At 47.4% G+C, this 23,267-nt stretch carries 21 protein-coding genes and 2 riboswitches; of the genes, 17 read left to right on the forward strand and 4 right to left on the reverse strand.

Going from position 1 to position 23,267, the window contains the following annotated elements; genetic code table 11:
* Positions 1-102: 102 nt before the first annotated feature.
* The 5 genes from ATH33_RS01200 to trxA all read left to right on the forward strand — a co-directional run bounded on the left by ATH33_RS01200 (position 103) and on the right by trxA (position 4,840).
* Positions 103-1,806, forward strand: a complete 1,704-nt coding sequence (locus ATH33_RS01200) for an AMP-binding protein (RefSeq protein WP_037993359.1) — start codon at positions 103-105, stop codon at positions 1,804-1,806.
* 139 nt (positions 1,807-1,945) lie between these two features.
* Complete coding sequence (fadR, locus tag ATH33_RS01205) at positions 1,946-2,530, forward strand: fatty acid metabolism transcriptional regulator FadR (RefSeq protein WP_037993357.1); 585 nt, start codon at positions 1,946-1,948, stop codon at positions 2,528-2,530.
* A 30-nt stretch (positions 2,531-2,560) separates the two neighbouring features.
* Entirely contained in the window at positions 2,561-3,340 is a 780-nt protein-coding gene (locus ATH33_RS01210; protein WP_037993355.1) for an electron transfer flavoprotein subunit beta/FixA family protein, read from the forward strand.
* A 19-nt stretch (positions 3,341-3,359) separates the two neighbouring features.
* On the forward strand, positions 3,360-4,346 hold the full coding sequence (locus ATH33_RS01215) for an electron transfer flavoprotein subunit alpha/FixB family protein (protein WP_037993353.1): 987 nt from the start codon (positions 3,360-3,362) through the stop codon (positions 4,344-4,346).
* Between the two features lie 170 nt (positions 4,347-4,516).
* Complete coding sequence (trxA, locus tag ATH33_RS01220; protein ID WP_049719804.1) at positions 4,517-4,840, forward strand: thioredoxin; 324 nt, start codon at positions 4,517-4,519, stop codon at positions 4,838-4,840.
* Between the two features lie 63 nt (positions 4,841-4,903).
* On the opposite strand, the gene ATH33_RS01225 is transcribed toward trxA, so the two are convergent.
* Positions 4,904-5,671, reverse strand: a complete 768-nt coding sequence (locus ATH33_RS01225) for a hypothetical protein (RefSeq protein WP_062842882.1) — start codon at positions 5,669-5,671, stop codon at positions 4,904-4,906.
* A gap of 237 nt (positions 5,672-5,908) precedes the next feature.
* On the opposite strand from ATH33_RS01225, the gene uvrC reads away from it, so the two are divergent.
* The 4 genes from uvrC (at position 5,909) to ATH33_RS01245 (ending at position 10,776) form a co-directional block, all read left to right on the forward strand.
* Positions 5,909-7,675 (forward strand): excinuclease ABC subunit UvrC, encoded by a 1,767-nt coding sequence (uvrC, locus tag ATH33_RS01230; RefSeq protein WP_255359646.1) that lies wholly within the window; start codon positions 5,909-5,911, stop codon positions 7,673-7,675.
* Positions 7,676-7,747: 72 nt separating this feature from the next.
* Entirely contained in the window at positions 7,748-8,245 is a 498-nt protein-coding gene (locus ATH33_RS01235; protein ID WP_037993345.1) for a DnaD domain protein, read from the forward strand.
* Positions 8,246-8,449: 204 nt separating this feature from the next.
* Entirely contained in the window at positions 8,450-9,211 is a 762-nt protein-coding gene (locus ATH33_RS01240; RefSeq protein WP_170151203.1) for a lysophospholipid acyltransferase family protein, read from the forward strand.
* Positions 9,212-9,219: 8 nt separating this feature from the next.
* Positions 9,220-10,776, forward strand: a complete 1,557-nt coding sequence (locus ATH33_RS01245; protein ID WP_170151204.1) for a phytoene desaturase family protein — start codon at positions 9,220-9,222, stop codon at positions 10,774-10,776.
* 4 nt (positions 10,777-10,780) lie between these two features.
* Here the strand turns inward: ATH33_RS01245 and ATH33_RS01250 are convergent, their stop codons facing one another.
* Positions 10,781-10,954, reverse strand: a complete 174-nt coding sequence (locus tag ATH33_RS01250) for a twin-arginine translocase TatA/TatE family subunit (protein ID WP_121873957.1) — start codon at positions 10,952-10,954, stop codon at positions 10,781-10,783.
* Positions 10,955-11,149: 195 nt separating this feature from the next.
* Positions 11,150-11,334, forward strand: a riboswitch (Lysine riboswitch).
* A 112-nt stretch (positions 11,335-11,446) separates the two neighbouring features.
* Between ATH33_RS01250 and ATH33_RS01255 the strand changes: the two genes are divergently transcribed.
* The 8 genes from ATH33_RS01255 (at position 11,447) to sdhB (ending at position 20,458) form a co-directional block, all read left to right on the forward strand.
* Positions 11,447-12,706, forward strand: a complete 1,260-nt coding sequence (locus ATH33_RS01255) for an aspartate kinase (protein WP_062842884.1) — start codon at positions 11,447-11,449, stop codon at positions 12,704-12,706.
* A gap of 228 nt (positions 12,707-12,934) precedes the next feature.
* The gene (locus tag ATH33_RS01260; RefSeq protein WP_156473311.1) at positions 12,935-13,867 is read left to right on the forward strand and encodes an ABC transporter permease; all 933 of its coding nucleotides are present in this window, start codon (positions 12,935-12,937) and stop codon (positions 13,865-13,867) included.
* Position 13,868: 1 nt separating this feature from the next.
* Positions 13,869-14,792: an ABC transporter permease gene (locus ATH33_RS01265; RefSeq protein WP_062842886.1), complete on the forward strand. Its 924-nt coding sequence runs from the start codon at positions 13,869-13,871 to the stop codon at positions 14,790-14,792.
* A 23-nt stretch (positions 14,793-14,815) separates the two neighbouring features.
* On the forward strand, positions 14,816-15,829 hold the full coding sequence (locus ATH33_RS01270; protein WP_049719810.1) for an ABC transporter ATP-binding protein: 1,014 nt from the start codon (positions 14,816-14,818) through the stop codon (positions 15,827-15,829).
* A 42-nt stretch (positions 15,830-15,871) separates the two neighbouring features.
* A riboswitch (SAM riboswitch) is annotated at positions 15,872-15,979 on the forward strand.
* Positions 15,980-16,072: 93 nt separating this feature from the next.
* The gene (gene metX / locus ATH33_RS01275; protein ID WP_037993336.1) at positions 16,073-17,137 is read left to right on the forward strand and encodes a homoserine O-acetyltransferase MetX; all 1,065 of its coding nucleotides are present in this window, start codon (positions 16,073-16,075) and stop codon (positions 17,135-17,137) included.
* Between the two features lie 144 nt (positions 17,138-17,281).
* On the forward strand, positions 17,282-17,932 hold the full coding sequence (locus tag ATH33_RS01280) for a succinate dehydrogenase cytochrome b558 subunit (protein WP_037993334.1): 651 nt from the start codon (positions 17,282-17,284) through the stop codon (positions 17,930-17,932).
* 16 nt (positions 17,933-17,948) lie between these two features.
* Positions 17,949-19,709: a succinate dehydrogenase flavoprotein subunit gene (gene sdhA, locus ATH33_RS01285; RefSeq protein WP_037993332.1), complete on the forward strand. Its 1,761-nt coding sequence runs from the start codon at positions 17,949-17,951 to the stop codon at positions 19,707-19,709.
* Positions 19,706-20,458, forward strand: a complete 753-nt coding sequence (gene sdhB / locus ATH33_RS01290) for a succinate dehydrogenase iron-sulfur subunit (RefSeq protein ID WP_037993331.1) — start codon at positions 19,706-19,708, stop codon at positions 20,456-20,458. The genes sdhA and sdhB overlap by 4 nt, the downstream gene beginning before the upstream one ends.
* 47 nt (positions 20,459-20,505) lie before the next feature.
* Here sdhB and ATH33_RS01295 read toward each other — a convergent pair whose 3' ends face one another.
* Positions 20,506-21,417, reverse strand: coding sequence for a DUF1002 domain-containing protein (locus tag ATH33_RS01295; protein ID WP_037993329.1), 912 nt, complete (start codon positions 21,415-21,417; stop codon positions 20,506-20,508).
* Between the two features lie 261 nt (positions 21,418-21,678).
* Positions 21,679-23,211, reverse strand: a complete 1,533-nt coding sequence (locus ATH33_RS01300; protein WP_121874117.1) for a fumarate hydratase — start codon at positions 23,209-23,211, stop codon at positions 21,679-21,681.
* Positions 23,212-23,267: the final 56 nt, after the last annotated feature.

The following is a 23,267-nucleotide window of genomic DNA, read 5'->3' on the forward strand; positions in this document are numbered from 1 at the left end:
AATAACGTGAAATTAGATAAAATAACTTTTAGTTAATTATTTTTTATTATAAAAATATATAAAATTATGAATGACTATTCAGTCGAAAAAGGAGGAGTTCAGATGGCTGAAAAAGAAAAAATATGGCTTCGTCATTATCCTCCGGAAGTTCCAGCAACTTTGGACTATCCTGAAGTTCCGTTAACACAGTTTCTGCTTGATGCCGCAAAAGATTATCCAGAGCGGGATGCCTTTGATTTTATGGGGAAAAGTATGACGTTTCGGGAGTTGTTGGATGAAGTTTATCGGTTTGCCGCCGCTTTGAAAGAATTGGGAGTGCAAAAAGGGGAATGTGTGGGCATCATGCTCCCAAACACGCCTCAGGGAATCATTGCTTATTATGCGGTCTTGATGGTCGGCGGAATTGTGGTTCAAATTAATCCGTTATATATGAAAACAGAACTGAAGCACCAATTGGCTGACTCCGGGGCCACAACGATTGTCTGCCTGGATTTGGTGTGGCCGAGGGTGCAGGAAGTAAAACCGGAAACAAAACTGAAACGGGTGATCGTAACCCGGTTGTGCGATTATCTGCCTGTTCCGAAAAACTGGCTGTTTCAGCTTAAATCCAAACTTGCGGGCGAAAGTGTAAGCGTTAACTATGGCGGGGACACGTATTCTTTTGTTTCTCTTTTGAAAAAGTCGGATCCCGAGCCGATGGAGCCGGTTTTTGAGTCAGTGGATGACATTGCGTTGCTCCAATATACCGGAGGGACGACAGGGTTTGCGAAAGGGGCGATGTTGACCCATCGCAATCTGGTGGCAAACTGTTGCCAGGCCGAAGCGTGGTTGTATAAGACCAAACGAACCGAGCCGCAATCCTTTGTCGGGGCTTTGCCGTTTTTTCATGTGTATGGCATGACCACCGTGATGAACCTGGGAATGAAAATGGCAGCAAAAATCATTTTGATTCCTAAGTTTGACACGGATCTCGTGTTGAAAAAGATTCAAGAACACAAACCCACCTTTTTCCCCGGGGCTCCCACGATGTATGTGGGGCTGATCAATCATCCCAAGATCAGTCAATACGATTTGTCCTCGGTGGATGCTTGCTTGAGCGGTTCGGCACCGCTTCCGCTGGAGGTTCAGGAAAAGTTTGAAGAGTTGTCCGGTGGCTTGTTGGTGGAAGGATACGGAATGACGGAAACTTCCCCGGTAACCCATGCCAATTTGTTGTGGGACCGCAAAAAAAGCGGAACCATCGGTTTGCCTTGGCCGGATACCGATGCGAGAATTGTTGACATTGAAACAGGAGAAGTGCTTCCTCCCGGACATGAGGGGGAATTGCAAGTCAAAGGTCCGCAAGTGATGAAAGGGTATTGGAACCGTCCGGATGAAACGGAGAAAGTGTTGAAAGACGGATGGATGTGTACAGGGGATATTGCCAAAATGGATGAAGACGGTTATTTCTATATTCTTGACCGGAAGAAAGATGTCATCATTGCAGGCGGGTTTAACATTTATCCCCGGGAAGTCGAAGATATCCTGTACGAACATGAAGCGGTCAAAGAAGCAGCGGTCATCGGCGTGAAAGATGATTACCGGGGCGAGACGGTGAAAGCATTCATCGTTTTAAAAGAAGGGTATTCGGTGACCGAAAAGGAATTGGACCGGTTCTGCCGCGAACGGCTGGCCAAATTTAAAGTCCCCCGCTTGTATGAGTTCCGCAAGGAATTGCCCAAAAGCTCCATCGGAAAAGTGTTGCGGCGGGTGTTGATGGATGAAGAAAAAGAACGGTCTTCCCAATTAACCAAGAAAAATGCATAAATTTATCTTGAAAATTTCTATAATAGGATTAATTTGATATAATAAAATCTGTTCAAATCAATTGACAATTGAAAGCGGTTATCCTAAACTAAAAATTGAATGAATAGTCATTCATAAAAGCCGGAGAGGATATGGAAAGATGGCAAAAAGAACCGGGGAAAAATATGAAGCAATCATTGATGCTGCAGTAAGAGTGATTGCCGAATATGGTTATCATAATGCCCAGATATCTAAAATTGCCCGTGAAGCCAAGGTGGCTGACGGTACCATCTATCTTTATTTTGAAAACAAGGATGATGTCTTGGTTTCACTGTTTGATGAAAAAATGGGTTCTTTTATCAGCCAGGCCGAAAAAGAATTGAGCCAAATCACATCCCCTGAAGAGCAACTGTACCATTTGATCAAACTCCATTTCGAAAACTTGGAAAAAGACCGCAAATTGGCACTGGTTACCCAAATCGAACTGAGGCAGTCCAATCCGGAAGTGCGAAAAGGAATCAACAATATTTTAAAAAGGTACTTGGATATCATTGACAATGTCATTTTAAACGGTAAAAAGACAGGTGTGTTTCACGAAGATCTGGATGTGCGGATTGCCCGCAGAATGGTGTTTGGAACCTTGGATGAAACGGTGACATCTTGGATTATGAATGGTTTTAAATACAGCCTGTTGGACCAGATCAACGAGATTCACCGTTTATTCATTCATGGGATGAAGAAATAAAAAACAGCCGACAACAAGGGGGAGTGGAAGATGAACATTCTCGTTTGTCTCAAGCAGACGTTTGACACCGAAGAAAAAATCACGATTGAAAATGGTCAGATCAGTGAGGATGGCGTCGAGTTTGTGATCAACCCTTATGATGAATATGCGGTGGAAGAAGCCGTCCGCCTGAAAGAAGAACACGGCGGGGAAGTGACGGTCATCACCATTGGTCCGGAACGGGCTGAACAAGCACTTCGCACCGCCATGGCCATGGGGGCGGACAAAGGAGTCATTGTCGATACCGAAGATCTGGATGTAGAACTGGATGAACATTCCGTTGCTCAAATCCTGGCTGCGACGATCGAAGAAGAAGACCTGGAATATGACCTTATTTTGTGTGGATACATGGCTGTGGATGACGGGTCTGCCCAAGTGGGGCCCAGACTGGCTGAATTGCTCGGGATTCCCCATATTTCCACCATTACCAAATTGGAAATTGAGGGCGAAAAAGTTTCAGTGGAAAAAGACGTGGAAGGGGATGTTGAATACATCGAATCAACCCTCCCGATTTTGGTGACGGCACAGCAAGGATTGAATGATCCTCGTTATCCTTCGCTTCCCGGAATCATGAAAGCCAAAAAGAAACCGCTTTCCCGTTTGGATTTGGATGATTTGGACCTGGAAGAAGAAGAAATTCAGGCCAAAACCGAAACGACGGAAGTATTCCTGCCGCCCAAAAAACAAGCAGGAAAAATTTTGGAAGGCGAGTTGGAAGATCAGGTAAAAGAATTGGTTCAATTGTTGCACTCTGAAGCAAAGGTGATTTAACAGCGAGGAGGAGCGAATCATGAGCAAACATGTATTGGTTCTTGCAGACGTGCGTGAGGGGAAACTCAGAAATGTGACATTTGAATCGCTGGCAGCGGCAAAACAGGTGGCAGAAGGCGGGACGGTAACCGCCACGGTATTCGGAAGTTTTGCCAAAGATTTGGCCGAACCGCTGGCTCATCATGGCGCCGATAAAGTGATCGTTGTGGAAAACGGCGAATTGGATCAATATACTACAGATGCATATTTCCAAGCCTTTAAAAAAGTGATTGAGCATGTCAACCCGGATGTGATTTTTACCGGCCACACGGCGGTGGGAAAAGATTTGTGCCCGCGGATTGCGGCCCGTTTGGGTTACGGGTTGATCAGCGATTGCACCAATATTGAGGTGGAAGATGGAAACATTGTCTTCACCCGCCCCATCTACGCTGGGAAAGCGTTTGTGAAAAAAGTGGTGAAAGACGGCGTGATCTTTGCAACATTCCGTCCCAACAATATTCCTCAGGAAGAGCCGGATACCAGCCGCACGCCGGATGTTGAGGCGCTCAGCGTGGATCTGGATAAAGATTTATTGCGGACCATTGTTAAAAATGTGGTTAAAAAAGCTTCGGATGGCGTGGATTTGACCGAAGCACGCGTGGTCGTCTCCGGCGGTCGCGGGGTGAAAAGCGAGGAAGGATTCAAACCCTTGTACGAGCTGGCGGATGTATTGGGAGGAGCCGTCGGCGCTTCCCGGGGGGCTTGCGATTCCGGATATTGTGACTATGCGTTGCAAATCGGCCAAACCGGTAAAGTGGTGACCCCCGATTTGTACATTGCCTGCGGAATTTCAGGAGCGATCCAGCACCTGGCAGGGATGTCCAACTCCAAAGTCATCGTTGCAATCAACAAAGACCCGGAAGCTCCGATTTTCCAAGTGGCGGATTACGGCATCGTCGGCGACTTGTTTGAAGTGGTTCCGATGCTGACGGAAGAGTTTAAAAAGTTGTTGGGTGAACAACAATAAGAAAAGATTGGTTTTAAAAAGAAGAGCACACGGGTGGTGCTCTTCTTTTTTGGTTTACTTACAAAATGACTTGGTACTTTTTTTTCTAAAGTGGTATACTACACTGTGAAAGCCAAAGATATTTTTGGTTTGGATCATGATGCGCAAGCAAAATAAGGAGGCAGTAACTTATGGCAATCGTGGAAATTACCGATGAAAATTTTGATAAAGAAGTACAAAGCAAAGAAGCCGGGACCGTTTTGGTTGACTTTTGGGCTCCGTGGTGCGGTCCGTGCCGCATGTTGGCACCCGAATTGGAAAAAGTGGATGAAGAAATGGGCGACCAATTGAAAATTGCCAAAGTGAATGTGGACAACAGCCCTGAAACGGCCGGGAAGTTTGGAGTCATGAGTGTGCCGACTTTGATGGTGTTCAAAGACGGGGAAATGGTTTCCAAAATGGTCGGGGCTCAACCGAAAGAACAATTGGTAGCCTGGTTGAAAGAATATGTTTGATGGATGTTCATCAGGCGATGCCGGTTGGCATCGCCTTTTGTTTTTATGATCTTAAACGGCCTCTCAATCAGCCGGATTGAATTCCGGTTCAATTTTGTCTTTGTATCTTTTGACATAAACGGATAAAGCAAACAGTGACGGGAAGGTGATTGTAAGTTGTGCTACCAAACTTGCAATCCATAAGATAACAGGATGTGAGTCCGAAAATCCAAACACCATGTAAATGGCGATGATGAGCAAAGATCCCGCCAACCAGAAAATAATTGAAAGAGCAAGGTAGGACCCAAATGCAGTCAGAAGAGAAAGAAAAATTTTTGTGAAAGCTTTTTTCAGCATAACAAAGGCATGTTTAATCGATTGCCAGCTCTTCATTCCGTCTTTTAAAACCAGAACCGAAGATTGAACAGACAAATAAGACAACAAAGCAATCAAGCCAATTGAAAGCAATATGGCTGCCAAAACTGCCAACGGAGGAAAAAATAAAAAGAGAAAAACCGCTAAAAAAGTAACCAGCACAGCCGGAATGGACAATAAATAAATACATAAACCGAGTCTTAAAATTTTCCAGTAATTCGGCAACATTTCCTGAAGCAAAACTTGAACGGAAGCTTCACTTTTATAGTGAGCGGAAATGGTCACCGACATAATTCCCCCGCTAAGGGCAGGAGTTAATATGATTAAAATGATGATAAATACAAAGGCCCAGGCTGTTGGTTCTTTGGTTACCGGATCGATATTCACATTGATAAAAAATGTAAAGACCGCTAAGAGCAAGGAGACAATCAGATAAGACAGATAAAGGTTTTTTTGGACTTGGTCTTTTAAAAACATATCAAATCACCTACATAAATTTATGTATTTATTGAGACAGTACAGATCTTTATACTAAAATATGTTGTGTATTTTTTCAAGTTTTATTTCGAATTTTATGAATGATCTGTGCGGAAGATGCGCAATCTTTTTTCGTGAGGAGCGAATGGTAATATGCTAAACTATAAATAGTTAACTTGGCAAACAGAAAAATGTTTATGGATATAAATGAAATTAAATCCAGGAGGGGGGACTTGTTTGGAGATAAAAGACAAACTGTCTCTGTTGCCGGAAAAACCCGGTTGTTACTTGATGTTAAATCAAGACCAGGAAGTGATTTACGTCGGCAAGGCGAAAAATTTGCGAAACCGGGTTCGTTCTTATTTTACGGGGAGCCATGACGGAAAAACCCAACGCTTGGTGATGGATATCGCCGATTTTGAGTACATTGTCACGTCCAATCACGTGGAGGCTTTGATTCTGGAGTTGAATTTGATCAAAAAACACCGCCCGAAATATAACGTGATGTTAAAAGATGACAAATCGTACCCTTACATCCGGCTGACCAAAGAAAAACATCCCCGCCTGGAAGTGACCCGGAACTTAAAAAAGGATGGTTCCAAATACTTCGGACCTTATCCCCATGCCGGAGCGGCTCAACACACCAAAAAGTTATTGGACCGCTTGTTTCCGCTGCGCAAGTGCAAAACCATCCCCAAACGGGTATGCCTGTATTACCATATGGGACAATGTCTGGCTCCTTGTGAAATGGATGTGGATCCGGACGATTACGAGAAAATAACGAAGGAAATCGTCCGCTTTTTAAACGGGGGAGTTACGGAACTGAAAAAAGAATTGCAAAGAAAAATGGAAGAAGCAGCGGAAAACTTGGAGTTCGAACAAGCCAAAGAGTACCGGGACCTGCTCTTGGATATTGACTCAACCATTGAAAAACAAAACATTGTCCTTCCCGCTCAACAGAATTTGGACATCTTCGGCTATGCGGCGGAAAAGGGCTGGATGTGTGTCCAGGTGTTTTTTGTGCGCCAGGGAAAATTGATTGAACGGGAAGTATCGGTGTTTCCGCACTACCACGAGGCAGAAGAAGATTTTGTTTCTTTTGTCGCCCAGTTTTATCACGAAATGCCTACACTCCCGAAAGAAATTCATTTGCCCCGAGGAGTGGATCCGGATATTCTCACAAAAATGCTTCCGGAAGTTCACATTCATGTTCCCCGGCGCGGCAACAAAAAGAATCTGGTGAACATGGCCACCGAAAATGCGGAGATTGCCTTGAAAGAACGTTTCCAATTGTTGGAGCGGGACGAGCAAAAAACGTGGAATGCGTTGGAAGGTTTGAGCCGGGCGCTTGGCATCGGGTTGCCCCGCCGGATTGAAGCATTTGACAACTCCAATATCCAAGGGACCGATCCGGTGTCGGCGATGGTATGTTTTATCGATGGAAAACCGGCCAAAAAAGAATACCGCAAATACCGGATCCGGACCGTTTCCGGCCCCAATGACGTGGAAACCATGCGGGAAGTGATCCGGCGCCGTTATACGCGCGTTTTGAAAGAAAACCGTCCGTTGCCGGATTTGGTCTTGGTGGACGGCGGAAAAGCGCAAATCCATGCGGCCGTGGATGTGTTGGAAAACGAATTGGGATTGTTTATCCCGGTCGGCGGCATGGTGAAAGATGACAAACACCAAACAGCCAAACTGATGGCCGGGGATCCGGTGGAGGAAGTGAAGCTGGAGCGGGGAAGCGACACTTTTTTCCTGATCCAGCGCATTCAGGAAGAAGTACACCGCTTTGCCATCACGTTTCACCGGCAGGTTCGCGGCAAAAGCATGTTCCAATCCGAATTGGATAAAATCCAGGGAGTCGGGCCGAAACGAAAGCAACTGCTTTATCAACATTTTGGATCCATTGAAAACATGAAAAAAGCTTCCATTGAAGAGTTTCGGAAGGCGGGTATTGGCGATCAGCTGGCCCGGACCATTCTGAAGGAGTTAAACCAATAAGATCCTCGCCGTCGGGAGGGTGAGGATCTTTTTTACCAATCGATCATTTGATGATGTAAGGGGGACTTCTTGGTGCGTGACATTCATGAGAAAATTGAAGCCATGGATCCTGTTTATTTTCTTCGTCAATATTCAAGGGGACAAGCTGTTTCGAAACAAATGGTGCAGTTGATTTATGAATTAAAAGAAAGGTATTCTTTTTCCAACGGGGTCATCAACGTTTTACTCGAATTTTGCATGTTGGAAAATAACTATAAGATCATCCGTGCCGATGTGCTCAACCTGGCTGAAGACTTATTCCGGAGAAACATTTCCACGGGAAAAGAAGCATTGCATTATTTGAAAAGTTTGCAAAAGCGGAAACACCCGTCTTCATCCCCTGATGTTTCGCGCACCTCCAACCCGGAAAGCCGGGAATACAATATGGAATATGTGGAGACCAATATTGCTTTGCTTGCCAGACAGCTGCATGAGTTGCGGAAGGAAATCAAAGAATCCTTTTTGAACATGGATCAACAATTGGATCAAATTGAATCACATCTGAAACGATTGTCTAATCTGATGAAATAAAAAGGAAAAAGATGAAAAAGGCCTGCAGGGGTCTTTTTTCTTTTTGGGGTGAATCGGTTATAATCCTTGATTGGTCTGGTGCTTGGCAGGAAGTCTTCCCGACCGAAAAGAACAAGAGTTTACGAAGAAAGTATACAGGGCGTCATTTTCGATACAGATCCTTATGTTTGTTTCAGAAGAAAATCGGGGAAAGGAGAAATGCGTATGAGGGAAAAATCCGGGGAACAAAACCTCGTGGCCGATTGGGTTTGGCAGGTTTATTTGACAAGGAAATTAAAAAAACACTTTGCCCGTGTGTATGTCCGATGCAGCGAACAAATCAACGTTTCGATTCCTACATTATATATGGCCAATCATGCAAGCTGGTGGGATCTTTACCTGGCCATGTGGATCAGCCGGAATTACTTGCGGCAAGATGCTTATTTTTTGCTCAATGAACAGGAAACCGACACGTATGGATGGCTGGGGAAGGAAGAGGTGCTCTCTTTTGACGGGGATTCCTATCAACAAATTCAAGAAGCTTTGGAACACGGTGCAGAGATCCTGGATGGAAGATTTGGCTCGCTTTGGGTTTTCGGGCAGGGAGAAGTGAAACATCCGGATTTTCGCCCGCTTCGTTTTTTGCCGGGACTGGGCTCATTGCTTGAAAAGGTGAAACATGTGCAAGTGGTGCCGGTTGCGTTTTATTATTCCATGACCGGACCCTCTCCGGAAGCTTGCATCCAATTGTCTGCACCGATTGTGCCTTCCACTTTTGAACAGGGAAACCGCCGGGCATGGATTGCCGCCTGCAGCAAGGAACTCACCTATCATCTGGATATGGTCAAGGAACAGGTCATTTCCGAAAATCTTGGCGATTTTGAGTGTGTACTGGCAGGAATCATGGCCGGGGACCATCCGTGGCCGCCGGTAGAAGATTGGAAAAAGCAAATTGAACAATGGATACAGAAAATAAAGAAAGGGTGACACACTCCATGAAAAAGGGAATTGTCATTGGAGGCGGGATTGCCGGACTGGTGGCCGCGATCCGGCTGGCGGCATATGGCTATGAAATCACCTTGCTGGAAAAGCAAAAAGAGTTGGGAGGGCGATGTCGTTCTTTTCAGCTGAATTCTTACTTTTTTGATGGGGAATTCGTGCCGGTCATGATGCCGGAAGTGATCGGGGAAGTTTACCGGGAAGCAGGAGAGGAAATGGATCCCGACTTGCGTTTTATTCCGCTTCCGGTCAACAGCCGCCATTTTTTTTATAATAAAACGGTCATTGATTTGTCGGCCGATCCGGATTATATGATGGAACAATTGACAGCTTTTTCCCAGGAAGAGCAAAACCGTTTTTTTGATTATTTGTCCGAAGTGCAGCAGATGTATGAAGTGATTGAAGATTATGTGATACGAAAACCCAACCGCAGTTGGACCGATTTTTTCCGGAACAAAGCGATTTGGCGTGGTTTGAAAGCCCGCCCGTTTGAATCGCTGGATGCTTTTCACCGCCGCTACTTCAAGGACCACCGGCTGATCGCCATGATGAACCGGTATGCACTGTACGTGGGTTCTTCTCCTTATCAGGCGCCTGCAGCGTTGGCGATCTTAAGTTATCTGGAGATGGTGCACGGGTTAAGCTATGTCGAAGGCGGGAACCGGCGTTTGGTGGAAGCGTTGGTCCGGTTGGCCGAAAAGGTGGGGGTGATGATACATACCTCTTGCGAGGTGGAAGAGATCCTGGTCAAAGAAGGACAAGCGTCAGGGGTCAAGGCGGGCGGAGAAAAATGGGAAGCGGATTTTGTCATCAGCAATGTGGACGTGCAAGTAACGAAAAAATACTTCCTGGGAAGGAAAGAAGACAAACCGGAGCGGATGAGCAGTTCCGGGATTTTGTGGTTGCTCGGGGTAAAGCAAAGCTATCCGCAATTGTTGCACCACAACTATTTTTATCCGGATGATGTCGGCCGGCAGTATATCGATATTTTTGAACAACAAAGATGGCCGGAGTCTCCTCTTATCTATGTCGGAAATTCCAGTGTGTCCGAACCGGACCGCGCACCGGAAGGAGCCGGCAATCTCACGGTGATGGTGCCGGTGCCCTCAGGAAGCCGGGAGAATATGGAAACCTACCGGGAACGATTGTTGTTTTTGCTGGATAAAGTATGGGGATTGAAAGATTTGAAAGATCACATCGAAACGGAGCAAATCATGGGGCCGGCTGAGCTGGAGGAATTAACCGGTGCCAAGGGCGGAGCCTTAAACGGCCGGGCTTTTCACGGTTTCCGGTCTTTGATCCGTCCGCCCATGAAAGATAAAAAAGTGCAATGCCTGTATTACACGGGATCCACGACGTATCCGGGCCACGGAGGAGTTTCTGCCTCGGCTTTAAGCGGGCTTCATGTGGCACGGATTCTTCGCGATGATCATGAATACTTCATCGGATTGGAGGAAAAGCGGAAAGCAAAGCAATTAAAGAAAGAAGCCCGTCGTGCCTCCAAAATAAAAACTGCTGACAAGGCACCGGTTTCCAGTCAGCAGAAGGAATGAACGATTAATCCTTTTGAGGATTTTTTTCTTCTTCTTTTTCCTTGCCGTTTAAGGCATCGCGGAAAGATTTCAACGTTTGTCCGGTGGCCCTTCCCAGCTCGGGCAGCTTTTTGGGCCCGAACATTAACAAGGCAACAACCAGAATAATGATCAGTCCGGGTAATCCGATGTTTGCCATGAACTTTCACTCCTTTATGTTGTTTATTATAATCTTTCAAGCGGGCTTGTACCAGTGATGCATTTTGGTCAGCCGTTTCCCGTGAAGATTTTTCTTTGATTTAAAGAAAAAAGTGTTTGAATGGATTGAATCCGGAACCCGGTTATGGTAAGATCGTAAAAAATCAGGACAATGAATAAATATTGCTCGCTGATCATGTGGACTAGAGGCGCGGCTTTTATGAGTACTTGTCCGGAGTGTCGGGACACAAGGATGGACAAGGAAAGGAAAATGCCGCCGAAGCTTGTGGGAGATCCCGATTGAACACAAGCTGGTGTTGTGCTCGAACAGGGGCAACACTGTCACAGAAGCCACGGCTTTTGTGGAGAGCTAATCCGCAGGGAATATGCGGGCTGGAGCGTTGGAAACCAAGGCGACAGCAAGCTATCTCTGCTGTGGCCTTCTGTTTTTTCTGAGCGAGTTTAGTCCAGCTGAGGAAAGAGGAGAGGAACCATGGGGATCGTTGTGCAAAAGTTTGGCGGTACTTCGGTGGGCGATGTGGGAAGAATCCATAAAGTGGCTGACCGGATTGCTGAAACCGCAAGGCAGGGACATCAGTGTGTCATCGTGGTGTCTGCGATGGGAAAATCCACAGATGAGCTTGTTCATCTGGCCAATGAGATTAGTGCACATCCGGAACCGAGAGAAATGGATATGCTCTTGGCCACAGGAGAACAAGTCAGCATCGCTTTGTTGACGATGGCGCTTAAAGAACGGGGATTGAAAGCAAGATCCATGACGGGGTGGCAAGCTGGAATCCAAACGGATGATGCGCATGGTAAAGCGAGGGTGACAGAAGTCCGCACCGAAGCCGTTCTTGAATGCCTGAAACAGGGTGAAGTCGTTGTGGTCGCAGGATTTCAGGGGATTTCCCCAGATCATGAGATCACCACTTTGGGACGCGGCGGTTCCGATACAACGGCGGTTGTTTTGGCGGCAGCCCTGGGGGCGGATTGTTGCGAAATTTACACGGATGTCACCGGGGTATTTACAGCTGACCCGCGGGTGGTGCCCGCCGCCCGGAAAATGGATGAAATCACTTATGAAGAAATGCTCGAACTGGCACACTTGGGAGCCGGCGTTCTTCATCCGCGTTCGGTGGAAACGGCGCTCCATCATCAAGTCCGGTTGGTGGTCCGTTCCAGCTTTGTGGATGAACCCGGAACATGGGTGAAAGGGGAGAAAACCGTGGAAAACGAATTAAACGTACGGGGCATCGCTCATGATCTCGATGTAGCAAGAATCAAAGTGCTGGGCCTGCCCAACCGCGAAAATATGTTGTCGCAATTATTCGGACTCATCGGTGAAGCGAATATCAATGTAGATATTATTGTGCAAAGTGAACATGACCATAAGGAGATCGATGTGGCTTTCAGTGTGCAAGAATCTGAAAAGGATGCAACGATTGAATTATTAGAATCGGCAAAAGATTCCCTGGGTTATGCCCAGTTGATTTCCGAGTCCGGTCTTGCCAAGGTGTCTGCAGTGGGGATGGGCATGATGACGAAGCCGGGGGTGGCCGCGAAAATGTTTGCCACGCTGAGTGAAGCCGGAATCCGGGTGAAAATGGTTTCGACATCTGAAATCAAAATTTCTTGTGTGGTGGACAGGGAAGTGGCATTAAAAGCCGTGCGCCGGCTTCATACGGCTTTCGGGTTGGATCAAACCGAAGGGAAAGAACCCGTTCTGCAGGGAGTGGCCAAAGAGAGTTGATCTTGATCGGCTCTCTTTTTTCATGAACGGATGACCCGTGCAAAGGGTTACTCTGTTTTTTATAGAATAATATTTAATATGCAGTTTTTTCTTCATCATGAAATAAGAACACAGCGGAAGAGGATGGGTTTGCGCTGTGACCGGAAATTGACTTTGTTTTCCGAAAAATAGCAATTGAAAAAGAGATGAAAATGTTTCAGTTTTATGCAGGTTGGGGGGGGGAGAGGATTGCTGAAATACATCCTTCAGCGCTTCATCCAGATGATCATTACGCTATGGGTGATTGCAACGGTTACCTTTTTTATGATGAAAGCAATTCCCGGAGATCCGTTTTCGGATGAAAAGAAACTGCCGGAGCAGGTATTGGCCAATTTGCGCGCCCATTACCAGTTGGATGACCCCATTCCGGTTCAATATTTGAACTATATGAAGCGATTATTGCAATTGGATTTGGGCCCTTCCATCAAATTTGAAACCCGTTCAGTCAATGACATGATCCAAGAAGGGTTTCCGGTATCCTTCCAATTGGGAATCCAGGCATTGGTTTGCGCAATCATTGCCGGTTTGTTGCTGGGGGTTGTTGCCGCACTCAAACAGAACCGGACGGCAGACTATTTTGCTATGGTGCTTGCTGTGCTCGGCATTTCCATCCCGAGTTTTGTGTTGGGGCCTTTATTGCAAAAGTATCTTGCCGTGGAGTGGGAACTGTTGCCGGTGGCCACCTGGGAAGGGTTTGCCTCGACGATCATGCCGACACTGGCACTGGCGGCTTTGCCGCTTGCCACCATTACGAGGTTGATGCGCTCCAGCATGGTGGAAGTGTTGACGCAAGATTATATACGCACGGCCCGGGCCAAGGGATTGCCACCCGTTTATGTGATTTCCCGCCACACGATCCGAAATGCCATTTTGCCCGTGGTGACCGTGATTGGTCCTCTTGCGGTCGGCATTTTGACGGGAAGTTTTGTGATTGAAAATATCTTTTCCATTCCGGGGATCGGCAAATATTTTGTGGAAAGCATTCATAATCGCGATTATCCGTTGATCATGGGGGTTACGTTGTTTTATTCCGTTTTGCTGGTGGGAATCAATTTTCTTGTGGATTTGGCCTACGGACTGATTGATCCGCGTATCCAACTGGGCAAAAAGGAGGGGAAATGACATGCAACCATCAGTGAATCCCCGGTTTCAACCTGCCCGGCGCCATCCGGCGTCCATCGAAAAAATCCGTCGTCCCACCCAAACTTATTGGCAGGATGTATGGGGGCGGCTCCGTAAAAATTATCTGGCCATCACCGGACTGGCCGCCATCTTGCTGATTGCACTGATTGCAGTCATCGGTCCGGTCGTTTCCCCTTATGATGTTCACCAACAGGATTTGGAACACGGGCGGAACCTTCCTCCTTCCAAAGAACACTGGTTTGGAACCGATGATTTGGGACGGGATGTGTTTGTGCGGGTGTGTGAAGGAGGAAAAATCTCCCTCACCATCGGCTTGGCCGCGGCACTCATTGATTTGGTGATCGGTGTGATTTACGGAGGAATTGCCGGTTATCGCGGGGGACGCACGGATGAAATCATGATGCGGGTGGTGGATGTTTTATGGGGACTGCCACATCTGTTGACGGTGATTTTATTGATGGTGGTGATGCCGCCGGGTGTGACAACCATCATTATTGCATTGACGGTGACCGGCTGGCTCAATATGGCGCGTCTGGTGCGGGGGCAGATTTTACAGTTGAAGGAGCAGGAATTTGTGCTTGCCGCCAAAACCCTGGGGGCAAGAACGCCGAGACTGCTTTTTAAGCATCTGATCCCCAATGCGCTCGGCCCCATCATCATCATGTTGACCTTAACGGTTCCTTCTGCCATTTTTTCAGAAGCATTTTTGAGTTTCCTCGGTTTGGGGGTCCAATCTCCCGTTGCCAGCTGGGGGACGATGATTGATGACTCGCTCATCACGATTCTGTCCGGAGAATGGTGGCGCCTTTTGTTCCCGGCAGTGTTTCTTTGTTTGACCATGCTGGCTTTTAATGTTTTCGGAGACGGTTTGCGTGATGCCCTTGATCCGAAAATGAGGAAGTAGCAAAGGACAAAGGAGGGTTTGAGTTGGAAACCATCTTGAAAGTCGAGGATCTCCATGTATCTTTCCGGATTCCCGGAGGGGAAGTGCAGGCCGTCAGGGGCGTGAGTTTTTCGTTAAATCAAAAAGAAACGCTGGCCATCGTCGGTGAATCCGGAAGCGGAAAAAGCGTGACGGCCTTATCCATCATGCGGCTGATCCCGTCTCCTCCCGGAAGGATCAAACAGGGAAAAATCTTTTTGGGGCCGAAGGAATTGACGAATTTGCCGGAGGAAGAATGGTATCAGATTCGCGGCTCCCGGATTGCAATGATTTTTCAGGATCCGATGACCTCGTTGAATCCAACCATGACCATCGGGTATCAGCTCATGGAAGGCATTCGCTGGCATGAGCAGTGCGGTTATCGTGAAGCCTGTCAAAAAGCCTTGGAGATTTTGGAATGGGTGGGGATTTCCCATCCGGAAAGAAGAATGAAGCAATATCCGCACGAATTCAGCGGCGGGATGCGGCAGCGGGTCATGATTGCCATCGCCCTGTCCTGTTCTCCGGAAATATTGATTGCCGATGAACCGACCACGGCGTTGGATGTCACCATTCAGGCGCAAATATTGGATTTGATGAAAAGCATCCAACAACAGACCGGCACCTCCATTTTGCTGATTACGCATGATTTGGGGATTGTTGCGGAAACGGCGGACCGGGTTGCGGTGATGTACGGGGGACAGATCGTGGAGACCGGAACCGTGCGGGAAATATTCCATCAACCGCATCATCCTTACACCTGGGGACTCATTCAATCCATGCCCCGGTTGGATCGGTCCAAAGAACAAGCACTCCGGCCGGTTCCCGGATCCCCTCCGGATTTGTTCCTTCCTCCCCGGGGATGTCCGTTTGCGGATCGCTGCTCCCATGCGATGAATATCTGTTTTGAAGAAATGCCGGAAGTCACTCCGGTCACCCATACGCATCAAGTGCGCTGTTGGTTGGAAGACCCCCAGGCGCCGCCGGCGGATTTTTCCAAGATGGTTGACAATTTATAGAATTATCTCTATAATTGATTGGAAAACCATATAAGAAACTGCTTCTTATCCAGAGTGGTGGAGGGACTGGCCCGATGAAACCCGGCAACCTCGCTAGTTATTAGCGGATGGTGCCAATTCCTGCAGGATTTGATTCCTGAGAGATGAGAAGAGGTTGACGGAACGTGCGACGGATCGTGAAGCCCTCTTCGCTCAAGGAGAGGGCTTCATCTTTTTATCCAGGAGCTTTTGGGGGAATGAAAAATGACTTTACAGTTGGTCAAGATAAAAGATACGGTGTCGATCGGACCTTTTGAATTGGAATGCGGGGAAATTTTGCCGGAAGTGACGCTGGCTTATGAGAAAGTGGGCCGGATCGGATCAGACCAGGTCATTTTGGTTTGCCATGCATTGACCGGGGATGCCCATGCAGTGGGAGATGAGTCGGATCCGGGATGGTGGGACGGACTGATTGGCACGGGCAAATATATTGACTTGACCGAATACACCGTGATCACGATGAATGTGCTCGGAGGATGCGGAGGAAGCACCGGCCCGGCTTCGACGGACCCGCGCACCGGAAAACCATATGGAAGCCGGTTTCCAAAGGTGACCATTCGCGACATGGTGCGGGCGCAATATGAAGCGCTTTTGAAGCTGGGCGTCCATCGTTTGAAAGCAGTGATCGGCGGATCGATGGGCGGGATGCTGACTTTGGAGTTTGCCGTGATGTACCCGGATTTCATGGAAAAGTGCATCCCGATTGCAACCGCCGCCTCGCTGTCGGCCATGTCCATGGCTTATAACACGATCGGGCGCAGAGCGATTGTCAGTGATCCGGATTGGCAGGGAGGGAATTATTACCCGTCAAAAGGTCCGGTTCGGGGATTGTCCATTGCCCGGATGATCGGAATGGTGACATACCGTACAGATCTTTTGTTTGAAGAACGTTTTTCCCGGCAGAATCCGGAAAATGCGCGGGAAATGGTGGACAGTTATTTGCATTATCAAGGCCGCAAGCTGGTCAACCGGTTTGATGCCAATACGTATCTCAGGTTTCTCGATGCCATGGATCATCATGATTTGGGACGCGGACGGGGCGGCGTGGAAGAAGCGGTTAAGAAAATTCATGCCGAAGTTTTGAACATCGGAATCGAGGAAGACATTTATTTTCCCGTCTGGCAACAGCGCGATTTCCACCAAATTTGTCTGAAAAAAGGGGTCAAGTCTGTTTATCATGAGTTTTCTTCCGATTACGGGCATGATGCTTTCCTTGTCGAGTTCAACCGGTTCGGTCCGCAGATTCACCGGTTTTTAAACGGAGGATAAAATTTGACCGTTCCTTGACGGCGGAAACAATATGGGAGTAAAATATATAGCGAGTTGAAACCCTTTTCTATTTTCTTAAAAATTATTGATAGACTTTTCAATTCATTCACTGATTGCGATTATGTCCTAGATTGGAGGCAAATGATGAGCACACAACGCAGCTTTTTCAACCGTCGGATTCACTCGTTGTTGGGCGTAATACCGGTGGGCTTTTTTTTAGTTGAGCATTTATTCACCAACTACTACGCCACACGAGGGGCAGATGCGTTTGTGGAAAAAGTCGAATGGCTTTGGGGTTTACCGTTTTTGCTTGTACTTGAAATTTTCTTTATTTTTCTGCCTCTCTTATATCACGGCATTTACGGATTGTACATTGTGTTCCAGGCGAAAAACAACGTGGGAAACTTTGGTACATTCCGTAACTGGATGTTCGTTTTGCAACGGGTAACCGGTGTTGTGACATTGGTTTATGTCATCTGGCATGTGTGGGAAACCAGGGTAAAGGTTGCTTTGTATGACATGACGTCTGAACAATTGGCTCAGCTCATGGCAGACATTATGCAAAATCCGGTTGTTTTCGCTCTGTATATCATCGGGGTCCTTTGCGCCGTTTTCCATTTCAGCAATGGAATGTGGGCATTCCTTGTCAGCTGGGGTGTGACGGTGGGACCGCGTGCCCAGCTTGTTTCCACATGGGTGTGGAGCGCAGTTTTTGTGATTGTTTCTTATTTGGGAATTTCAGCACTATTCGCGTTTGCCAGACCTGAATTTATTCAACAATTGGCACAGCATTAGAAGGGAGCACTTGCCAATGAATGAAAAAATAATCGTTGTGGGCGGTGGTTTGGCTGGTTTGATGGCAACCATCAAAGCGGCTGAAGCCGGTGCCGATGTACAACTCTTTTCGCTTGTTCCTGTGAAACGCTCTCACTCTGTATGTGCACAAGGCGGTATCAACGGTGCTGTCAATACCAAGGGTGAAGGAGATTCCCCGTGGGAACATTTTGACGACACGGTTTACGGCGGAGACTTCTTGGCCAACCAGCCGCCGGTAAAAGCAATGTGTGAAGCAGCCCCGGGAATTATTTATATGATGGATCGCATGGGTGTCCCGTTTAACCGGACCCCGGAAGGATTGATCGATTTCCGCCGGTTCGGGGGGACCAAACATCACCGGACGGCATATGCCGGAGCCACCACCGGACAACAGTTGCTTTATGCGCTGGATGAGCAAGTCCGCCGGTTTGAGGTGGAAGGGAAAGTCACCAAATTCGAGCATTGGGAATTTGTCCGGATTGTTCAAGATGATGAAGGGCGTTGCCGGGGGATTGTCGCCCAAAACCTGAGGAGCAGCGAATTTGTCACTTTCTTGGCCGATGCAGTGATCCTGGCAACCGGTGGCCCGGGAATCATCTTCGGGAAATCGACCAACTCGATGATCAATACCGGAACGGCTGCCAGTGCGGTGTATCAACAAGGGGCTTATTATGCCAACGGTGAATTTATTCAAATTCATCCCACGGCCATTCCGGGAGATGACAAGTTGCGTTTGATGTCGGAATCGGCAAGGGGTGAAGGCGGACGCGTCTGGACCTATAAAGACGGGAAGCCGTGGTATTTCCTGGAAGAATGGTATCCCGCATACGGAAACCTGGTTCCGAGGGATATCGCAACACGCGCCATTTTTAAAGTTTGTGTTGATATGAAATTGGGAATCAACGGCGAAAACATGGTTTACCTGGATCTGTCTCACAAAGATCCGCACGAATTGGATATCAAACTCGGTGGAATCATTGAGATCTACGAAAAATTCGTCGGAGAAGACCCGAGAAAAGTCCCCATGAAAATTTTCCCTGCCGTACACTACTCCATGGGAGGCTTGTGGGTTGATTTTGATCAAATGACCAATATTCCCGGACTGTTTGCCGCCGGAGAGTGTGATTACCAATATCACGGAGCCAACCGCCTGGGGGCGAACTCCTTGCTCTCCAGTATCTATGGTGGAATGGTGGCCGGGCCGAAAGCCATTGAGTATGTGCGCGGACTGAATCACAGCGTTGAAGACATGTCCGTGGATCAGTTCGAATCGCAACGCAAAGCGGAAGAAGAAAAATATGAAAGCATCCTGAAAATGGACAGCGGCAATGAAAATGCCTATCTCTTGCACAAAGAGTTGGGTGAATGGATGACGGATAATGTCACGGTAGTCCGGTACAATGACCGTCTGAAGAAAACCGACGAGAAAATCCAGGAGCTGATGGAACGTTATCAAAACATCAATATGGTGGATACCAGCAAATGGAGCAACCAGGCCGGACCGTTCACCCGCCATTTGTGGAACATGTTGCAATTGGCCCGTGTGATCACGCTGGGTGCTTACAACCGGAATGAGAGCCGCGGTGCCCATTATAAACCGGAATTCCCCGACCGGAACGACGAAGAATGGTTGAAAACCACCAAAGCGAAATTTACACCGGAAGGCCCTGTGTTTGAATATGAACCGGTTGATGTTTCTTTGATTAAGCCTCGCCCGCGTCGTTATGATGTGGATAAAGGAGGTGCGAAAAAATGAGTGAACAAAAAACAGTGCACCTCATCATAACACGCCAAGACGGACCTGATGATAAACCTTATGAAGAAGAGTTTAAAATTCCTTATCGCAAAAACATGAATATCATTTCCGCATTGATGGAAATCCAACGAAATCCTGTAAACAGCGAAGGAAAAGCCGTTTCTCCGGTTCAATGGGAGTCCAACTGTCTGGAGGAAGTGTGCGGAGCTTGTTCGATGGTAATTAACGGAAAGCCACGCCAAGCTTGTACCGCACTCATTGACAAATTGGAGCAACCCATCCGGGTTCAACCGATGAAAACATTCCCGGTGATTCGGGACTTGATTGTGGACCGCAGCCGGATGTTTAATGCCTTGAAAAAGGTGAAAGCATGGATTCCGATTGACGGAACTCACGATCTCGGCCCGGGACCGCGGATGAGCGAAAATGAACAGCAATGGCGTTATGAATTGTCAAAATGCATGACCTGCGGGGTTTGTCTGGAAGCCTGCCCGAATGTTAACAGCCAATCGGATTTCATGGGACCCTTTGTGGTGGGACAAGTGCAATTATTTAACTCACATCCGACAGGGGCCATGAACAAGGAAGAACGTCTCGAAGCCCTCTTGGACAAAGGCGGCTTGCAAGAGTGCGGAAACTCGCAAAACTGCGTGCAAGCTTGTCCGAAAGGCATCCCGCTGACAACAGCGATTGCCAAATCAAACCGCGATGCGACAAAATATTTGTTTAAAAAGTGGTTGTCCATTTAAACAAAAAAGAACCGCTGGAAAGATTCCAGCGGTTCTTTTTTTAAAAATTATTGCCGTGAAGAGGCAGAGGTGAAGAATTCACCAATTGCTTTAAAGAGATTGCCCAACCATTCAAAAATGGTGTCGATGATTCCTTGCGTGGTTTCCGAGTTTAAAATGTCTTTGATATCTCCACGCAAGCTTTCAAATTGCTGGCTCAATTGATCCCAGTCGATGCCCAATTTATCGAAGTTTTGGGCGTATTGAACCAGATTGTTGATGGTTTGCTGATTCAAGTTGATATCAAAATCATTGGAAACGTTGATAATGATATCCCGGAATTCTTCCGGAGTTTTTGGTTTTTCTTCAGAGACTTGCTTTTTCACTTCGTTGATGAATTGAACAGCTTTGTTGGGATCGCCGATCTCTTGGGAGAGCTCTTGCGTCCGGACAATTTCTTCGTTAGCCACTTGTTTTTTATTTTCATCAATTTTTTCTCCGGTTGCTGCTTCAAAAGCTTTGATAATCCCGGTCAAACCTGCGGTGCCGGAAACTTCAAACGGAGCGGTGACATAAATGTCCGCATCTTTGATTCCGGCTGTAATGGCAGCATTGGCATACATGCTGGGGGTAATGGTGGTGATTTTGTTGGTTTTCACCGAGATACCTTCCCCGGAAGAAGTAAGTACAATTTTTGCCGAGGAGATGGCCCGGCGTCCGATGACATCCGCCCCCAAATATTTTCCAAGGTATTGATGTTCTTCTTCGTTGGTTACATCAATGATGGTGACAGTATCCGCGTTTTCACTGACACCCATTTCTTTCAAAATTTGATCACGTTGGGTTCCGGTCAAATCTTTCCCCAAGGTGACGACGGTTTCTCCTTTAATGGCATCGGCGGAAGCCGGTTGCGGTACAATCAAGGAGAAAGCCGTCATTGCCACAAGGGCAAGGATGCTCCACAATTTAATATTTTTCATCCGTAATGAAATCCCCCTTTTCATGAAAAGAAACATGTGACAATCCAGATGTTTCCTTCATTTTCCATTGAGGTAAAGTGGCTCAAGCTTATTTTAACTTGTTCCGTGGATTCTGTGAACAGTAAAAAGCAGGCAGGAAATCAAAATTTATCATTTATTTTGCTGAAAAATCAGAAAAATAATGCGGGATTGGGAAGAAGCGTTTGCCGGCAGGACGGACATATTTTCAAACGGCAAACGCTTCCTGTGTCATACATCCGGTTAAAAGACCGGATCTTTCAGTTCAGCCAGTTTTTCCAGAGAAGTTTTATCCACGTCTTCATGCAAACTGTTGCCATGGGCATCCATGGTGACGATGGCGGCAAAGCCTTTCACCTGGAGATGCCACATTGCTTCCGGAACGCCAAATTCCATAAAGTCGACGCCGTCCACGCTGGTGATGCAGTCGGCATAATATTGGGCCGCTCCGCCGATGGCGTTGAGGTAAACCGCCCCGTGTTCTTTTAAGGCTTGCAAGGTTTTCTTGCCCATGCCGCCTTTTCCGATGATGGCGCGAATGCCGAATTTCTTGATGATATCCCCTTGATACGGTTCTTCGCGGATGCTGGTGGTGGGGCCGGCGGCTTTGACATGCCAGTTGCCGTCCTGATCTTTGAGCATGACCGGACCGCAGTGGTAAATGACGCTGCCGTTTAAATCGACCGGAGCGTCGTGATCCATCAAGTGTTTGTGGATGGCGTCACGGCCGGTGTAGATCGGACCGTTGATGATGACGATGTCCCCCACTTTCAGCTGACGGACCTGTTCTTCGGTGATCGGGGTGTGAAGTTCCACGGTGCGTGTGTTTGCAGAAGAAACGGCATGGTTTTCTTCTTTCACTTGGAGATCCACTTTTTCATCGGATTGGTACAGCCAGCGGGTGATTTTTCCGGTTTTGGGATCGATGGTGACACCCTGGCGACGGAAAGCCCAACAGTTATATGCGACCGATACATAAAAGCTGGCAGGAATCCGGTGCATGGCGCCGATTTTACAGCCCAACAAAGTCACCTCTCCGCCGAAGCCCATGGTTCCAATGGACAACGTGTTGGCTTTTTCGAGAATATATTCTTCCAATTCAGCCAGTTTTGGATTCGGGTTGGTGTCATCCAAATGACGGAACAATTGTTTTTTGGCCAATTCATAGCCGGTGGTCCGGTCGCCGCCAATCCCGACGCCAATAAAGCCGGCACTGCATCCTTGCCCTTGGGCTTGGTAAACCGAATGCAAAATACACTTGCGGATTCCGTCCAAATCGCGTCCGGTCCGTCCCAAACCTTCCAATTCACAAGGCAAACTATATTGAATATTCTTGTTTTCGCAGCCGCCGCCTTTTAATATCAGGCGTACTTCCACTTCGTCTTTTTCCCATTGTTCATAGTGAATGACCGGAACGCCTTCTCCCAGGTTGTTTCCGCTGTTTTCCCCGGTGAGGGAGTCCACGGAGTTCGGACGCAAAATCCCTTTTTGCGTGGCTTCGACAATCGCTACCCGGATGGCTTTGCTCATTTCAATCTGATTGGCGCCGACGGGAACTTTGATTTTAAAAGTCGGCATGCCGGTGTCCTGGCAAATCGGGGAAACGTTTTCTTCAGCCATTTGAATGTTGTCGCAAATGGTGGATAAAGCCAAAGCGGAACGCGTCCCCGCATTTTCCAGTTCTCTGGATTTTTTAATGGCTTTGCGCACATCTGCCGGAAGATTGGTGGATGTTTCGGTGATCAGTTGTAATATGGACTCTTTGAACGCTTGCATGTAAACCCCTTCTTCTTTTATGAATTGGTAACGCATGATCTGAATGATGAAAGCGC

It is taken from the genome of Thermoactinomyces vulgaris (assembly GCF_003688725.1).
Classification (GTDB): Bacteria; Bacillota; Bacilli; order Thermoactinomycetales; family Thermoactinomycetaceae; genus Thermoactinomyces; species Thermoactinomyces vulgaris.

Coding starts and splice junctions, on each gene's coding strand:
- sdhB (WP_037993331.1), top strand. CDS start 19,706: ATGAGTGAACAAAAAACAGTGCACCTCATCATAACACGCCAAGACGGA.
- ATH33_RS01250 (WP_121873957.1), bottom strand. CDS start 10,954: ATGGCAAACATCGGATTACCCGGACTGATCATTATTCTGGTTGTTGCC.
- ATH33_RS01240 (WP_170151203.1), top strand. CDS start 8,450: ATGAGGGAAAAATCCGGGGAACAAAACCTCGTGGCCGATTGGGTTTGG.
- ATH33_RS01265 (WP_062842886.1), top strand. CDS start 13,869: ATGCAACCATCAGTGAATCCCCGGTTTCAACCTGCCCGGCGCCATCCG.
- ATH33_RS01295 (WP_037993329.1), bottom strand. CDS start 21,417: ATGAAAAATATTAAATTGTGGAGCATCCTTGCCCTTGTGGCAATGACG.
- ATH33_RS01300 (WP_121874117.1), bottom strand. CDS start 23,211: ATGCAAGCGTTCAAAGAGTCCATATTACAACTGATCACCGAAACATCC.
- trxA (WP_049719804.1), top strand. CDS start 4,517: ATGGCAATCGTGGAAATTACCGATGAAAATTTTGATAAAGAAGTACAA.
- metX (WP_037993336.1), top strand. CDS start 16,073: ATGACTTTACAGTTGGTCAAGATAAAAGATACGGTGTCGATCGGACCT.
- ATH33_RS01215 (WP_037993353.1), top strand. CDS start 3,360: ATGAGCAAACATGTATTGGTTCTTGCAGACGTGCGTGAGGGGAAACTC.
- ATH33_RS01210 (WP_037993355.1), top strand. CDS start 2,561: ATGAACATTCTCGTTTGTCTCAAGCAGACGTTTGACACCGAAGAAAAA.
- sdhA (WP_037993332.1), top strand. CDS start 17,949: ATGAATGAAAAAATAATCGTTGTGGGCGGTGGTTTGGCTGGTTTGATG.
- fadR (WP_037993357.1), top strand. CDS start 1,946: ATGGCAAAAAGAACCGGGGAAAAATATGAAGCAATCATTGATGCTGCA.
- ATH33_RS01245 (WP_170151204.1), top strand. CDS start 9,220: ATGAAAAAGGGAATTGTCATTGGAGGCGGGATTGCCGGACTGGTGGCC.
- ATH33_RS01280 (WP_037993334.1), top strand. CDS start 17,282: ATGAGCACACAACGCAGCTTTTTCAACCGTCGGATTCACTCGTTGTTG.
- ATH33_RS01255 (WP_062842884.1), top strand. CDS start 11,447: ATGGGGATCGTTGTGCAAAAGTTTGGCGGTACTTCGGTGGGCGATGTG.
- ATH33_RS01225 (WP_062842882.1), bottom strand. CDS start 5,671: ATGTTTTTAAAAGACCAAGTCCAAAAAAACCTTTATCTGTCTTATCTG.
- ATH33_RS01200 (WP_037993359.1), top strand. CDS start 103: ATGGCTGAAAAAGAAAAAATATGGCTTCGTCATTATCCTCCGGAAGTT.